This window comes from Nonomuraea sp. NPDC003709, assembly GCF_040610775.1.
GTDB classification, from domain to species: domain Bacteria; phylum Actinomycetota; class Actinomycetes; order Streptosporangiales; family Streptosporangiaceae; genus Nonomuraea; species Nonomuraea angiospora_A.
In genome coordinates this window covers 312,815-328,060 of record NZ_JBEXMW010000015.1, presented here as the reverse complement: position 1 = coordinate 328,060, position 15,246 = coordinate 312,815, and the positions used below count along the sequence as shown (strand labels likewise).

12 protein-coding genes are annotated in these 15,246 nt (G+C 72.4%); 4 read left to right on the top strand and 8 right to left on the bottom strand.

What is annotated here, in order from left to right; genetic code table 11:
- Positions 1–6: 6 nt before the first annotated feature.
- Positions 7–1,008: a LacI family DNA-binding transcriptional regulator gene (locus tag ABZX61_RS38885; protein ID WP_350736740.1), complete on the bottom strand. Its 1,002-nt coding sequence runs from the start codon at positions 1,006–1,008 to the stop codon at positions 7–9.
- Positions 1,009–1,237: 229 nt separating this feature from the next.
- Here ABZX61_RS38885 and ABZX61_RS38880 point away from each other — a divergent pair, with 229 nt between their 5' ends.
- The 3 genes from ABZX61_RS38880 to ABZX61_RS38870 all read left to right on the top strand — a co-directional run bounded on the left by ABZX61_RS38880 (position 1,238) and on the right by ABZX61_RS38870 (position 6,591).
- A complete protein-coding gene (locus ABZX61_RS38880; protein WP_355201401.1) occupies positions 1,238–4,699 on the top strand; it encodes a serine/threonine-protein kinase in 3,462 nt (1,153 codons plus the stop codon).
- Between the two features lie 11 nt (positions 4,700–4,710).
- The gene (locus ABZX61_RS38875) at positions 4,711–5,655 is read left to right on the top strand and encodes a hypothetical protein (RefSeq protein WP_355201399.1); all 945 of its coding nucleotides are present in this window, start codon (positions 4,711–4,713) and stop codon (positions 5,653–5,655) included.
- A 78-nt stretch (positions 5,656–5,733) separates the two neighbouring features.
- Positions 5,734–6,591, top strand: coding sequence for an aldo/keto reductase (locus ABZX61_RS38870; protein ID WP_355201397.1), 858 nt, complete (start codon positions 5,734–5,736; stop codon positions 6,589–6,591).
- 50 nt (positions 6,592–6,641) lie between these two features.
- Here ABZX61_RS38870 and ABZX61_RS38865 read toward each other — a convergent pair whose 3' ends face one another.
- From ABZX61_RS38865 to ABZX61_RS38855, 3 genes are all read right to left on the bottom strand, one after another.
- Complete coding sequence (locus tag ABZX61_RS38865) at positions 6,642–8,585, bottom strand: glycosyl hydrolase family 18 protein (RefSeq protein WP_355201395.1); 1,944 nt, start codon at positions 8,583–8,585, stop codon at positions 6,642–6,644.
- Positions 8,586–8,693: 108 nt separating this feature from the next.
- The gene (locus tag ABZX61_RS38860; RefSeq protein ID WP_355201393.1) at positions 8,694–9,425 is read right to left on the bottom strand and encodes an aspartate/glutamate racemase family protein; all 732 of its coding nucleotides are present in this window, start codon (positions 9,423–9,425) and stop codon (positions 8,694–8,696) included.
- Positions 9,422–10,903, bottom strand: coding sequence for an NCS1 family nucleobase:cation symporter-1 (locus tag ABZX61_RS38855; RefSeq protein WP_350736757.1), 1,482 nt, complete (start codon positions 10,901–10,903; stop codon positions 9,422–9,424). Before ABZX61_RS38855 ends, ABZX61_RS38860 begins: the two co-directional genes overlap by 4 nt.
- Before the next feature lie 124 nt (positions 10,904–11,027).
- Between ABZX61_RS38855 and ABZX61_RS38850 the strand changes: the two genes are divergently transcribed.
- Positions 11,028–11,627, top strand: coding sequence for a helix-turn-helix domain-containing protein (locus ABZX61_RS38850; RefSeq protein ID WP_350736760.1), 600 nt, complete (start codon positions 11,028–11,030; stop codon positions 11,625–11,627).
- A 3-nt stretch (positions 11,628–11,630) separates the two neighbouring features.
- Here the strand turns inward: ABZX61_RS38850 and ABZX61_RS38845 are convergent, their stop codons facing one another.
- The 4 genes from ABZX61_RS38845 to ABZX61_RS38830 are packed head-to-tail and all read right to left on the bottom strand — an operon-like array spanning position 11,631 to position 15,234.
- The gene (locus ABZX61_RS38845; protein ID WP_355201391.1) at positions 11,631–12,587 is read right to left on the bottom strand and encodes a VOC family protein; all 957 of its coding nucleotides are present in this window, start codon (positions 12,585–12,587) and stop codon (positions 11,631–11,633) included.
- 36 nt (positions 12,588–12,623) lie between these two features.
- Positions 12,624–13,796: a 4-oxalomesaconate tautomerase gene (locus ABZX61_RS38840; RefSeq protein WP_355201389.1), complete on the bottom strand. Its 1,173-nt coding sequence runs from the start codon at positions 13,794–13,796 to the stop codon at positions 12,624–12,626.
- A gap of 5 nt (positions 13,797–13,801) precedes the next feature.
- Positions 13,802–14,500: a 4-carboxy-4-hydroxy-2-oxoadipate aldolase/oxaloacetate decarboxylase gene (locus ABZX61_RS38835; protein WP_355201387.1), complete on the bottom strand. Its 699-nt coding sequence runs from the start codon at positions 14,498–14,500 to the stop codon at positions 13,802–13,804.
- Entirely contained in the window at positions 14,497–15,234 is a 738-nt protein-coding gene (locus tag ABZX61_RS38830; protein WP_355201386.1) for a PIG-L deacetylase family protein, read from the bottom strand. Before ABZX61_RS38830 ends, ABZX61_RS38835 begins: the two co-directional genes overlap by 4 nt.
- Positions 15,235–15,246 lie beyond the last annotated feature (12 nt).

Below are 15,246 nucleotides of genomic sequence, written 5' to 3'. Positions count from 1 at the left end.
TCCCTTCTACGAAGAGCCCCGCCGCAGGAAGGTCCAGGAGCGGACGATCTCGCGGGCGGGTGGCTGCTCCTCGGCCTGGAGGCGGTCGAAGAGCAGGCGTGCGACGTCGGTGTAGTCGTGGCGGAGCGGGCCGACGGTGCTGAGCTGCGGATTGCTGATGAGACCCTCGTCGATGTTGCCGGCGCCGACGATCGCGACGTCGCCGGGCACGGTGAGCCCGGCGTCCCTGGCGGCCCAGATCGCGCTGATCGCGGCCCGGTCGGAGGCCGCGAAGATCGCGTCGGGGCGGTCGGGCGAGCGCAGCAGCTCGGCGGCGGTCTGGTAGGCCGCCACGCGGTCGTCCGCGCCCGTGGTGATGATCCGCTCGCTCACGCCGTGCCGGTCGAGGGCGGTCGTGTAGCCGAGCAGCCGGCCCGCGGGCTGCTCCCGGTGGAGCTCGTGGCGGTGCGCCAGGAATGCGATGCGCCGCCTGCCCTGGGCCAGCAGGTGCTCGACCGCCTCCGCGCACGCCTCCGTCTCCGGAGTGCGTACGACGTCGCAGCCCTCGAGCCCGTCCTCGTTGCTCAGGACCACCATCGGCAGCCCGGTGCCGGCGAGCCCGGTGACCAGGTCGCGGGTGAGGTGGTCGCCGGCGAGGTTGATCAGCGCGCCGTCGGCGACGCCGCCGCGCAGCACGTCGACGGCGGCCTTCGCGCGGGCCTCGGAGTAGACGGCGAGCGTCACCACGGAGTAGCCGCGGGCGTCGGCCATCTCGTGCAGGTCGGTGGCCAGGCGCTCGTCGCTCGGCACGCCGCCGAGCGAGCTGAGCACCAGGCAGATCCGCTGGGTGCGGCGCTTGCGCAGGCTCCTGGCGGCCTGGTTGGGGGTGTAGCCGAGCTGCCTGGCTGCCTCGAGCACCCGCTGCCTCGTCTCGGCAGCCACGGGGCGATCCCGGCCGCTGAGCACGTAGGAGACGGTCGCCACTGACACGTTCGCCAGCTCGGCCACTTGTCGCGCTGTAGGTCTCATGTTAGTCGTATAACCTAGCGTTCCCTATAGAGATAAAGGGAAATCTCTGGCCGCTGATGTGGATGAGGACGTCGGCAGGCCGATGGTTCTCACCGGCTGCGCCGACGGCATGTTAATCGTTTAGCACCGTATGCCTCCGACGTTCGCCGGATCAACCCCATCGGCTCGGGTTTTCCCTAGGGACTACCCGGTGGCGCGCGATCGTGGGCAATCGCTAGCTTGGGTTCCTGTGACGCCTCTTTTGCCGGGCGACCCGGCACAACTGGGCGAATACTGGCTGGCGGGCCGGCTGGGCGCGGGCGGGCAGGGGGTCGTGTACGACGCCTACGACGACGCCGGCCGGCGGGTGGCGATCAAGGTCATCCGCCCGGAGTTCCTGGAGCACGCCGGGGCCCGGGCCGACTTCGTCAAGGAGGTGACGGCCGCGCGGAAGGTGGCCTCGTTCTGCACGGCCCGCATCATCGACGCCGACCTCGACGGGCCCGCGCCGTACATCGTGAGCGAGCACATCGAGGGGCCCAGCCTGCGCACGGCCGTCGAGCGGCACGGGCCGTTCGACGCCGACCGGCTGCACCGGCTCGCCGTCGGGGTGGCCACGGCGCTGGCCGCCATCCACGACGCGGACGTGGTGCACCGGGACCTGAAGCCGGGCAACGTGCTGCTCGGGCCCGACGGGCCGCGCGTGATCGACTTCGGGCTCGCCAGGACGGGCGAGATGTCGCAGACGACCGAGAGCGAGTTCGCGGCGGGCACGCCGCCGTACATGGCGCCCGAGCGGCTGGCCGGTCAGCGCGGCGGATCCGCCGTGGACGTGTGGGCGTGGGGCGCGATGATGCTGTACGCGGCCACCGGGCGGCCGCCGTTCTCCGGCGACCTCGCTCTCCTGCGTTACCAGGTCACCGGCACGCGGCCCGACTTCACCGTGCTGGCGGAGCCGCTGCGGCGCCTGGTCACCGAGGCGATGTCGCTGGACGCTCAGGCCCGCCCGCCGGCGCGTTCCCTCCTGCTCGACCTCATCGCCATGAACAGCGCCGTCAACGGGCCGGGCCTCTCGCAGGGCGGGCTCTCCGGGCTGCTCAGCAGCGGGAGCCGGGCCGCCGCCGAGGTCAGGCCCGCCGCCGATCTGGCCGCCGATCCGGCCGAGCCGCCGCCGGCCGAGGTCGCCGAGACCGTCTACGGGCGGCTCAGCCCGGAGGACCAGGCGCTCGTCCCCTCGGCGCTGCTGCGCATGGTCCGCTCCGACGAGAGCGCCGAGACCGCGCTCAGGGACGCGGCCACCCGGGATCTCGTCGACGGCGCGCGGGATCCGGCCGGCGTGCAGCGGGTGCTCCGGGCGTACACGGACGCGGGCCTGCTCGTCCACAAGGGCGAGTCGATCACGCTGGCGGGGGCGGCGCTGCTGCGGGCGTGGCCGCGCCTGCGGGACTGGGTGGAGGCCGACCGCGCGGCGCTGAGCGTCCACGACGCGCTGAACAGGGCGGCCACCGTGTGGCACGCGAACGGCCGCCGCCCCGACGACCTCTACCGGGGCACGGTCCTGGACGAGACCGTCGAATGGGCCGCGAACGGGCGCGGGCCGCTCCGGCCGAACCAGCGCGAGCAGGCGTTCCTGGACGCCTCCCGCGAGCGCACCCGGGAGCTGGCCAGGCGGCGCCGGCGCGTCCGGGGCACGATCGCGGCGCTCGTCGCGGTGCTGCTGGCCGCGGTGGGGGTTGTGGTCGCGCAGGACGTGCTGGGCACGCGCCAGCGGGACACGTCGGCCGCCCGCCGGGTGGCCGCGCTCGCGAACCGGACCCGGGCCGGCGACCCGCTGACGGCGCTGCTGCTGAGCGTGGCCGCGTGGCGGATCGCGCCGGTGGCCGAGGCGCGCTCCGCCATGTACGCCTCGCTGGCCCGGCGCGAGCGCTCGGCCTTCCGCCCCGGCCCGGTCTCCGGCTCGGCCCGCTTCGACCTCAGCGACGACGGCACGCGGCTGGCCGTGCTGGACGACGGCAGGTTCACGCTGTGGGACGCGATCACCGGGCGGCCCGCTCGCGCCTTCGGCGGGGTGAGCGGGCCCGTGAGCGCGATCGCGCTGAGCGCCGACGGCCGCAGGCTGGCCGTGGCCGGCGAGCGGTCGATCTCCGTCTGGGACGCCGAGCGCGGAGTGCAGGTCGCCGAGTTCGGGGAGGGGGCGCAGCGGCTGGCGTTCAGCCCCAGGCGGCTGCTGCTGGCGGCCACCACGGCCGAGGGCCGCGTGCGGGTGTGGGACCTCACCAGCCAGCGCCCGCTGGCCGTCGGCGACGCCACCGAGGTCGCCTTCTCCGCCGACGACGCCCTGATGGCCACGACCCTGCCCGGCGGCCGGATCGAGCTGCGCGACTGGCAGGGCGTGCTGGCCCGGCTCTCCGGCGCGGCGCTCGCGTTCGACCCGGCGCGGCGCGAGCTGGCGGTACGGGCGGGCGGCGAGGTCCGCTTCTGGGACCTCGCCGCGCGGCGCTGGCGGGAGCCGGTGCTGAAGGGATTCGGGGCCCGCGCGCTGCGCTTCAGCCAGGATGGCCGCCACCTGGCCGCCTACGACGGCTCCGACCTGGCCCTCTGGTCGCGGGACGGCACCCGGCTGCTGTCCCATCCGGTCGGCGAGCTCGTGTCCGGGCTCCGGCTGGGCCCGGGCACGCTCGCCTTCGGCCTGCTCGACGGCACGGTCGTGACCCTGGACGTCTCCGACCTCACCCGCCCGCGCACGCTGGCCCCCGGGGTCGAGGCCGGGCTGATCGACCCCGCGCGGCGGACGGTGATCGTGCGGCGGCCCAGGGTGGAGGTCTGGCGCCTGGATGAGCCGGCGCGGCCGGCGGCCCTGCTGGTGTCCCCGACCGCGATGGCACTGAACCCCGGTGGCACGCTCCTGGCCGTCGGGACGGCCGATCCCGCGCGGGTGACGCTCTGGAACCTGACGACGGGCACGAAGGACCGGACGTTCCCCGTCAAAGGCGCGAGCGAGGTGGGCGGGCTCGCGTTCGCCCCGGACGGCACGACGCTGGCGGTGGCGCCCTTCCAGGAGACCGTCACCCCGCCCGCGAACAACTGGCGCGACGTCCAGCTCTGGGACGTCCGCCGCGGGGTCAGGACGCGGACGCTGAGCGTCCCCGGCGGCTCCGGGATGATCTTCCGCCCCGACGGGCGGGAGCTGGCGGTGAACGGCGCGGACGGCGCGCTCGCGTCGCTGGGCGGCGCCGAGGCCGTCACCAGGCCGTTCGGGGAGAGCGCGGACGGCGTGCGGGCCATCGCGTACAGCCCGGACAGCAAGGTCATCGCCACCGGCGCGCTGGCCGCCGGGGTGACGCTCTGGAACGCCGCCGACCGCCGGCAGCTGGCCCACCTGCCGCTCAAGGGGTTCGGGGCGGTGGACGTGCTGGCGTTCTCGCCCGACGGGCGGACGCTGGCCGTCGGCGGCTCGAACCGCGTCCAGCTCTGGGACGTCGCCGAACGCGCCCCGCTCGGCTCGCCCGCCGTGTACCCGGCGGGCGAGGTGGTGGCGCTGGCCTTCGACGCCGGGCAACTGCGCTGGCTGCGGACCGACGGCACGCTCGGCGACCAGCCCGCCACCGCCGCCGGCGTGGCCGCCGCCCTGTGCGCCAGGGCCGGGCGCTCGCTCTCCCGGAGCGAGTGGGACCGGTTCATCCCCGGCACGCCCTACCGCGAGATCTGCTGACAGGAGGAGACATGCAGGCTTCGCCCGACATCGTCGCCATCCAGGTGACGCCACAGCCGGTCGTCCTGGACACCGGCGAGGTCGCGCTCCGGATCGAGGTGTCCACCGCGAACGCCACCCGGTTACGCGGCCGGCTGCTGAGCCCGGACGGGACGCGCGTACCGCTCGACTTCGCCGCCCAGCCGCCGCCGTGCGACTGGCTGGCCACGCACACCCTCCGGCCCGCCGACCCGGAGGGAACGTGGCAGGTCGAGGTGCGGGCCGGCCGGGCGACGGCCGTGCACGAGTTCGACGTCGACCGGCGCGGGGCGAAGGCGGAGGCGCGGTTCGAGTCCTTCGACGCGCAGCCCCGGCAGGTCCCCAGGGGCGACCTGATCCGGCTCATCGGCCGGCTGGAGCTGGTCAAGAACGGCGCCTCCGGCCCGGCGGCCGGCCTGACCGTCGTGATCGCGTACCAGGAGCAGGAGACGTGCGGCCGGCGCGAGCTCGCCGACGCGGTCACCGACGACCTCGGCCGGTTCCTCGCCCAGGCGCCCGTCATGGAGAGCGGCGAGTGGCGGGCCGAGGTCCGCAGTGGCCCCGAGGTGATCGGGGCGGTGAGCGCGGCGGTGTTCGTGGAGGCGACGGCCGAGCAGCGGTACGCGACACAGCTCGACTACGCGGTACGGCGGGCGGGCGGCAGCACCGTGCACTCGGGACGGCTGCGCGGCAAGCCGGGCGCGTCCTGGGAAGGGCTGGGGAACCAGCGCATCTGGGTCTTCTACCGCAAGCCGGGCGCGCCGTCCGGGGCTTTCAACTCGGTCAACAAGAGCACCCTGACCCGGGACAGCCCGGTCCTCAGCCAGGGCCGCTTCGAGGTCCGCACCGGGTCGAAGAGCGGGGGAGCGTGGCGGGTGCAGTACTTCGGCACCAACCTGGCGGCAGGCGTCGTGAGCGACGCCAAGCCCGCGCCCTGATGGGGGAGACGTGTGGTGTCCACGGGAAGATGGGAGGTGCGTAGACGGCCCAGATGACAGCGAAACGGGGAACCCCGCATGTCCATAGAGCTTCAGTCCACCGGCACGTTCGCCATCGGTGACAAGACCGTCCACCGGCTCGGTTTCGGGGCCATGAGTCTCACCGGGCCCGGGGTCTGGGGGCCGCCGCGCGATCACGACGAGGCCGTGCGGGTGTTGCGGCGGGCCGTGGAGCTGGGCGTCGATCTCATCGACACCGCCGACTCCTACGGGCCCTACATCAGTGAGGAGATCATCCGGGAGGCGCTGCACCCGTACCCGGAGCGGCTGCTGATCGCGACCAAGGCCGGGTTCGTGCGGCCGGGGCCGGGACAGTGGGTGGTCGTGGGGCGGCCCGCGTACCTGCGGCAGGAGGTCGAGATGAGCCTGCGGCGGCTCGGGGTGGACCGGATCGACCTGCTCCAGCTGCACCGCATCGACCCGGAGGTGCCGCTGGAGGACCAGCTCGGCGAGCTGAAGGCGCTGCGGGACGAGGGCAAGATCGGCAGCATCGGCCTGTCCGAGGTGAGCGTCGAGGAGCTGGAGCGGGCGCGGCGCATCGTCGAGATCGTCACCGTGCAGAACCGCTACAGCCTCACCAACGCGTTCTCGGAGGACGTGCTGGAGCACTGTGCGGAGCAGGGGATCGGGTTCATCCCCTTCAGCCCCATCGCCAAGGGGGCGCTGGCGGTGGCCGGGAGTCCCGTGGACCACGTGGCCAAGGCCGTCGGGGCCACGCCCGCGCAGGTCAGCCTGGCCTGGTTGCTGGCGCGTTCACCGGTGATGATGCCGATTCCGGGCACGTCGTCGGTGGCCCATCTGGAGGAGAACCTCGCTGCGTCCACCGTGGAGCTGACGGGTGAGCAGGTGAGCGAGCTGACGGCGGCCGCCCGCTGACGGGCCCCACGGCGGGCCCCTGCTTCCAGGGGCCCGCCGTGGGACGGTGGTCAGTTCAGGCCGGACTTCATGGCCGTGAGGAGTTCGGCGTTCGTGGTGTCGCCGCTGAGCTCCCAGAAGAAGGCGCCGCCGAGGCCCTGGCTCTTCGAGTAGCTCATCTTGCCGCCGATCGTGCTCGGCGTGTCATAGCTCCACCACTGGCCGCCGCAGTACGCGTACGCCGTGCCCGCGACCGTGCCGGTGGACGGGCAGCGGGTCTTGAGCACCTTGTAGTCCTCGATGCCCTGCTCGTACGTGCCCGGCGCGGGTCCCGAGGCGGTGCCGCCGGGCGCGGACTGCGTGACGCCGGCCCAGCCGCGGCCGTAGAAGCCGATGCCGAGCAGCAGCTTGCTCGCCGGCACGCCCTTGCCCTTGAGCTTCTGGATCGCGGCGTCGGAGTAGAAGCCCGGGGTCGGGATCCCGGAGTAGGAGGTGAGCGGGGAGTGCGGGGCGGTCGGGCCCTGCGGCGCGAAGGCGCCGAAGTAGTCGTACGTCATGACGTTGTACCAGTCGACGTACTGCGCGGCGCCCGCGTAGTCGGCCGCGTCGATCTTGCCGCCGTTCGTGCCGTCGGCGGTGATGGCCGCGGTGACCAGGTTGCCGGAGCCGAAGCGGGAGCGCAGCGCCGACATGACGTTCCTGAACGCCGCCGAGCCGCTGGAGTCGCAGGTGAGGCCGCAGGCGTTCGGGTACTCCCAGTCGATGTCGATGCCGTCGAACACGTCCGCCCAGCGCGGGTCCTCGACCAGGTTGTAGCAGGAGTTGGCGAAGGCCGTGGGGTTCTGCGCGGCCTGGGTGAAGCCGCCGGACCAGGTCCAGCCGCCGAAGGAGAACAGCACCTTCAGGTTCGGGTACTTCTTCTTGAGCTTGCGCAGCTGGTTGAAGCTGCCGCGCAGCGCGCCCGCGTCCCAGGTGTCGGCCACGCCGTCCACGCTCTCGCCCGCCTGGTAGAAGCGGTCGTAGTCGGCGTAGCTGTCGCCGATCGTGCACTGGCCGTTCTGCACGTTGCCGAACGCGTAGTTGATGTGGGTCAGCTTGGCCGCCGAGCCGCTCGTGTCGATGTTCTTGACGTGGTATCCGCGCTGGTAGACGCCCCACTGCACGAAGTAGCCGAGCACCTTGTTCCCGCCGCCTCCGCCGCCCGTCGTGGTGGCGGTGGCGGTGTTGCTGTTGGCGGAGCGGTTGCCGGCGGCGTCGCGGGCGCGGACGGTGTAGCTGTAGGCGGTGTTGGCGGCCAGTCCGGTGTCGGTGTGGGTGGTGCCGGTGACGGTGGTGATGAGGGTGCCGCCTCGGTAGATCTCGTAGCCGGTGACGGCGACGTTGTCGGTGGAGGCGTCCCAGGCCAGGGAGACGGTGCTGCCGCTCACGCCGGTCGAGCGCAGGTTGCCCGGCACGGTCGGCGGGCTGGTGTCCGTGCCGCCGCCGCCCGTCGTGGTGGCGGTGGCGGTGTTGCTGTTGGCGGAGCGGTTGCCGGCGGCGTCGCGGGCGCGGACGGTGTAGCTGTAGGCGGTGTTGGCGGCCAGTCCGGTGTCGGTGTGGGTGGTGCCGGTGACGGTGGTGATGAGGGTGCCGCCTCGGTAGATCTCGTAGCCGGTGACGGCGACGTTGTCGGTGGAGGCGTTCCAGGCGAGGGAGACGCTGCTGGCGGTCACACCGGTCGAGCGCAGGTTGCCGGGCACCGACGGGGCGGTGGTGTCGGTGCCGCCGCCGGTCGAGGGCTTCCACAGGGCGGGCACGTTCGGGGGCTCCCAGCCCGGCTGGGAGGTGTGGCTCTGGATGCACTCGTACTCGACGCCGTTGTACGTGACGTGCGTGCCCGCCGTGTACGCCGTCCACGGGGCCCACTCGGCGAGGGCGGCGTACGCCGAGGCGGAGACCGGCGGCGGGGCGACCGCCACGGCGGTGAGGGGCAGCAGTAACGCCACCAGGATCTTGCTCAGGACGCTGTGTCTCATGACTCTCCGACATCCGGTTGGGGGTGTACGAGGGGTGGGATGTCAGGAAACTATTAGGAAAGTTTCCTTTAAGTTATGAGACGACGTTAGCCTCTGCCTGTGGAGGCGTCAATGAGTGAAATCCCGGAGTAAACCTGAGTACCGCTTCGACGGCGGCGGGGCGTACTCGCCGCGTGTGCTCGTCCGCAGCCCGAGCGACACCAGCGACTCGACGAGCTTGGTCGCCGCCGTCACCCCGTCGATCACCGGCACGCCCGTCTCGCGCGACACCTCGGCGCAGAACGACGCCATGCCCGCGCAGCCGAGCACCACCGAGTCGCTCCCGTCGCGCTCTACCGCCGCGGCGCACAGCTCGGACACGGTCCTGCGGGCGGCCGGTTTCTCCAGGTCGAGCACCGGGATGTCGCAGGCGTACACGCCTCGGCAGGCGGCGGCGAAGCCGTACCGGTGGGCCAGTTCCCAGGCCCGGCCCACGGTCCTGGACAGGGTCGTGACCACGCTGAACGAGCGCCCGACCAGGGTGGCGGCGTGCATGGCGGCCTCCGCGATCCCGACCACGGGGCCGATGGCCAGCTCGCGGGCCGCGTCCAGGCCCGGGTCGCCGAAGCAGGCGATCACGTACCCGTCCACGCCGTCGTGCTCGCCCGCCGCGACCTCGGCCAGCACCCCCGGCACGGCGAGCGCCTCGTCGTAGTGGCTCTCGATCGACTCCGGCCCCATATTCGGGCTGACGGCCGTGATGACGGTGCCCGGCGACGCCACCGCCCTGGCGCATCGACCGATGGACTCGGTCATGGCCAGGGCGGTGTTCGGGTTGATCACTTTGATGCGGTACGTCATGCCGCGGCGATCCTTGGCACGCGCCGCTCCAGGGCCACCAGCGCCACGAAGCCCAGCCCGCAGCCGATGAACCAGCTGTAGTCGGCGATCCACGTCAGGTCGGCCGTCGTGACTCCGAGGTCGAGCAGCATCTTGGGCACGAGCACGGAGGCGATGGCGGGCACGCCGCTCGCGACGGTGGCCCAGATCGCGTTGGGGTTGTAACCCTTGCTGAACCAGTAGCGGCCGGACTGATCGAGGCTGAACAGGTCGTCCACCGCCACCCGCTGCCGCGCGCACACGTAGAAGCCCGCGATGAGGATCCCGAACAGCGGGCCGATCAGCGCGCCGAGCAGGCCGAGGGTGTAGTGGATGGCGTCGGGGTTGCCGTACCAGTTCCACGGCGTGAGCAGCACCGAGCCGACCGCCGCGATCATCCCGCCGGTGCGCCAGCTGATCCGCTGCGGGTTGACGTTGGAGAAGTCGAACGCGGGCGAGATGAAGTTCGCGACGATGTTGATGCCCACGGTCGCGATCACGAAGGTCAGGCCGCCGAGGAGGATCGCGAACGGCGTGTCGATGCGCTGCACGGTGTGGATCGGGTCGGTGATGAGCTCGCCGAAGACGGGGACCGTGGCCGAGGCGGTGATGACCGTCAGAATCGAGAAGAACAGGAAGTTGACCGGCAGGCCGAGGAGGTTGCCCTGCTTCACCGCCCGGAATGACCGGCCGTACCTCGAAAAATCGCCGAAATTCAGCATCGGCCCGGAGAAGTACGACACGACCAGGGCGATCGCGCTCAGCATGACCGGGATCGACTCGCCGAACCCGAGGCTGTCGCCCTGCGACAGGTCCAGGCTGATGTTCTCCCAGCCTGCCTTGCTCACCAGGTAGATGGCCAGCACGACCATGACCACGTACACCGCGGGCCCGGCCCAGTCCACGAACCGCCGGATCGCGTCCATGCCCCGCCAGAACACGGCCGCCTGCGCGACCCACAGGATCGCGTAGCAGATGTACCCGAGCGCGGACAGGCCGAGGAAGCTCGGCTCGTTCAGCGCGGCGGTGGCCGGCCAGAACTTGAGGAAGACGATGATGAGCGACTGCGAGGCCAGGTACGTCTGCACGCCGTACCACGCGATGGCGATGGCGCCGCGCACGATGGCGGGGATGTTCGCGCCGAGCACGCCGAAGACGGCGCGGTTGATCACCGGGTACGGCACCCCGGTGACCTGGCTGGGCTTGGCCACCAGGTTGCAGAAGACGTTGACGATGACGATGCCGGCCAGCAGTGCGAAGAGCACCTGCCAGCTCGCCAGCCCGAGCGCGAACAGGCTGCCCGCGGTGACGTAGCCGCCGACGCTGTGCACGTCGGACATCCAGAAGGCGACGATGTTGTACGACGACCAGGTCTGCTCGCGCAGCGGCGCGAGGTCCTCGTTCGTCAGTCGCGGGTCGTAGGGAGGGGACTGCGTTACCGAGACGGTGGGCTCTGTCATGTGCGGCATCCTTGGGGGGTGACCTGCATCCGAGTGTTAAGTGACCACTTAACACCTCTTGTTAATGTATGCCTTGACGGCCGGGTGATGATTGCGCCCGTGTTAATCCCGTGTGACGGAGACGATGGACAGCCGAACTGACCTGGAAGCGGTCGGCAACGAGCGCCTCGGTCAGCGGCTCCGCGAGCTGCGCACCCGCTCGGGGAAGTCGCTGCGGGCGGTGGCGCGCGAGCTGGGCATCTCGGCCAGCGCGGTGTCGCAGATCGAACGGGGGACGATGCGCCCCTCGGTGAGCCGGCTCATCGCGTACGTCTCCGCCATCGGGGTGCCCCTGGCGGCCGTCTTCGACGCGCAGGAGGAGCCCCGCACGAGCTCCGCGTCGCCCGGCTTCGCGATCAGGCGGGCCTGGGAGGTCGCACCGATACAGCTCAGCGGGGGAGTGACGTTCCGCCGACTGTCACCGGGGCCGACGCCGGACGTGGAGTTCTTCGAGTCCACCTACCCGCCGAACGCCGTCTCCACGGCGCACGGGCAGTTCCTCAAGCACGAGGGGTACGAGGTGGGCACGGTCACGGAGGGGGAGCTGACCATCGAGTTCGAGTCGGAGGTCGTCACCCTGTCCAAGGGCGACTCGATCACCTTCCCGTGCAGCCGGCCGCACATCATCGGCAACCGCTCCGGCACCGTCACCGCCGTCGCCACCTGGCTGATCGTGCACCGCTGAGCATCATCCGGTGGCGATGGGCGGGGTGCCGTGGGTGTGGAAGGAGGCGATGGTCTTCAGCCCCCACGCCTGGCCCTTGGCCCGCTCGGCCTCCGTCCACGTGATCGTCCGCCAGTCGGGCGCCAGGATGAGTCTGGTCAGCGGGTTGCACAGCTCGACGCGGTTGCCGCCGGGCTCGTAGACGTACAGGAAGAAGGTCTGCTGGATGGCGTGCTTGTGCGGGCCGGTCTCGATGAACACGCCGCTGTCCAGGCAGAGGTCGGCGGCCCGCAGGATGTCCTCGCGGGTGTTCGTGGCGAACGCGAGGTGGTGCAGCCGGCCCGAGGCGCCCGACCAGTCGTCGGTGTAGACGAGGTCGTAGGACTTGTTCGCGAAGTGCAGCCACTGGGCGGAGATCCGGCCGCTGTCCAGCATGATCTGCTCGGTCACCCGGGCGCCGAGCACGTCGCGCACGAAGGCGCCGGCGGTCGCGGCCTCGGCGGCCAGGAAGTTGACGTGGTCGAGGCGGCGCACGCCCACCCCGCGGCCGGGGAACGCCTGCGGCTGGTTCTTCAGCGCGGGACGCAGCTCCTCGGGCGCCTCGTACCACTGGGACTCCCAGTAGAGGCGCAGCTCGTGGCCGTCGGGGTCGCGGAAGGCGTACGTCGGGCCGCGGCCCTGGGCGCCGTCGCGCCAGCCGATGCCCAGCCCGGCGTCCTTGATCGCGCGCACCCGGCGCTCCAGCGCCTCCTGGCTGCTCGCCCGCAGTCCGGTCGAGCCGATGCCCGAGGTGCGGTGGGCCGTCAGCGTGAGGCTGTGGTGCTCGTAGTCGTCGTACGTGCGCAGGTGGACCGAGTCGCCGCCCTGCCCGGCGGCCGTCATGCCGAGGATCTCGGTGAAGAACCACAGGCTCCGCTCCGGCTCGGGAGTGAGCAGCTCGACGTGGCCGAGGTGGGCGATGTCGTGCAGCAGAGCGTTCATCTCAACCTCGGGGGCATCTCAACCTTGGGCGGCATCTCAGCCTCGGGGGCGGGGGCGGGGGCGGGGGAAGACGGTGCCGTCGAAGAGCTTGCGCGCGGTGCGTACGTTCGCGGCCCGCACCGCGGTCGGCGGGCTGGCGGACAGGTCGAGCTCCACCTCGACCTCCAGATGGCCGGTGGGGTGCTCGACGTCCACGCGGGCGCCCTCGGGGAGCCGGGCGAAGCGCCGGGCCACGCCGTGCGGGAGCAGCGCGGCGGTGACGACGCTGACCGCGCCGAGCACCCCGATCGCGGTGTGCGGCCGGACCGGGGTGAACGTGCGGGTGCACAGCGCGCCGCCGTCGCGGGGCGGCGCGACCAGCGTGGTCTTGGGCACGGCCTCGCCGGTGACGTCGCCGAGCCCCATGAGCTTGCCCGCCTGAACGCGCAGCGACTGCACGCGCTCGCGGAGCCCGGCGTCGGCCGCGAGCGTCTCATGCGGCTCGTAGCCGGTGATGCCGAGGTCCTCCGCGGCCGCCACGACGACCGGCATGCCGTTGTCGACGCAGGTCACCTCGATCCCGTCGATCACGTCCACCTCGCGGCCGGTGGGCAGCAGCCGCCCCGTGCCCGAGCCGGCGGTGTCCTCGAACCCGAGCACCACGGCCGCGGCCGTGCCCGGGACGCCGGAGATGGCCGTGCCGCCGCGGTAGTCGACGCGTCCGCCCGGGGTGGGGAAGCGGGCGGTGGCGAGGCCGCCGGTGTTCACCAGGCGGATGCGGACCTCGGTGTCGTCGCCTCGCGGACGGACGAGGCCGCGCTCCACGGCGAACGGGCCGACGCCGGCGAGCAGGTTGCCGCAGTTCTGCCGCCCGGAGACGGCCGGCTCGTCCACCGCGACCTGGAGGAAGAGGTAGTCGAGGTCCGCGCCGGGATCGGCGCTTGGCGACACCACGGCCACCTTGCTCGTGAGCGGGTGGGCGCCGCCGATGCCGTCGATCTGGCGCGGGTCGGGGCTGCCCAGGACGCGCAGGAGCAGGTCGTCGCGCTCGCGGGGATCGTCGGGGAGATCGCCGGCCAGGAAGTAGGCGCCTTTGGAGGTGCCGCCGCGCATCAGCATGCACCGCACGCCGCCGTCGTCGCCGATGCCCGTCACGTCGGCCCGTGGTCGGCGGTCGTGGTCGCCGATGTCCGTCGCATCGGTCCGTACTTGGCGGTCGTCGTCGTCCATGCCCGTCACATCGGTCCGTAGTCGGCGGCCGTCACGTAGGTGATGCCGAGCCCGGGCAGGCGCTTGCGCAGGCCGTAGCGGTCGAGCCCCAGCTCGCCCTTGGCGAACGCCTCGCGGGCTGCGGCCTCCTTCGCGGCCCTGGCGGCGGAGGCGGAGATGCCCCGCTCCAGGTCGCCCCGCGGCACCACCAGCACCCCGTCGTCGTCGCCGAGGATCGTGTCGCCGGGCCGGACGAGCTGCCCACCCACGGTGACGGGTACGTTGACCGCGCCGGGCGTCGCCTTGACCGTGCCCTGGGCGCTGACGGCCGCGCTCCACACCGGGAAGCCCATGGCCCGCAGCCCGGCGACGTCGCGCACGCCCGCGTCGATCACCAGCCCGCGCACGCCCCGGGAGCTGAGCGAGGTGGCCAGCAGCTCACCGAACATCCCGTCGGTGGACGGCGAGGTCGTGGTCACGACCAGGATGTCGCCCTCCTGGCAGTGCTCGACCGCGACGTGGATCATCAGGTTGTCGCCCGGCCAGCACAGCACCGTGACCGCGTTGCCGCTCACGCTGCACCCGGGCCACGCGGGGCGCAGCCCGGGCCCCAGGTAGCCGGTGCGGCCGAGCGCCTCGTGGACGGTCGCGACGCCGTACGCGGCCAGCGTGTCGATCCGGTCGAGGCTCGCCCGCGGCGTGCCGGTGACGACCACGTGCCTCATGCCAGCACGTCCGTCACCTGCGGGTAGAGCCGCATGTAGGCCTCGCCCATGGTGTCGTGCGGCAGGCCGAGGTTGGGGCCCGCGTTGCGGCGCAGCTGCACCCCGCGGCGCTTGGCGAGGTCGGTGTAGTAGTCCCACATGTGCTGCTGGGCCGGCAGGCACTCCATGGCCTTGCGCTTCCTGTCGAACACCGGGGTGATGTCGAGCAGCACGTCGGGCTTGAAGTCGCACTGCTCGGGCTGGTGCGGCTCGAAGAAGAACACGGGCGGCGCGCCGAGCGGCTCGCCCGGCGCGTCGTAGCCCGCGGCCTGCGCCAGCACGCGCGCCTGCAGCGCCATGCGGGCCGCGGCGGGGTGGTCGCCGTTGTACGGGTCGGCCGGCGGATGCGTCAGCACCACGTCGGGCTCGACCTCCCGGTAGATCCGCACCAGCCGGTCGACCAGCTCCGGGGTCTCCACCAGGGGATAGTCGCCCGCGTCGAGGAACTCGATCTCGGCGCCCAGGGCCGCGGCGGCGTTCTGCGCCTCCTCGCGGCGGATCGCCTTGATCTCGTCGAGAGTGCGGCCGGCGCGCCACGCCTTCGCGGACTCGCCGCGCTCGCCGAAGCTGAGACAGACCACCTTGGCCCGCTCGCCGCGGCCGGCCGCGAGCGCGATGGCGCCGCCCGCGCGCCAGACGAAGTCGCCCGCGTGGGCGCTGATCACCAGAAGTGTGGGGGTCTTTGCCGAGGTCACTCGCTGACGCTA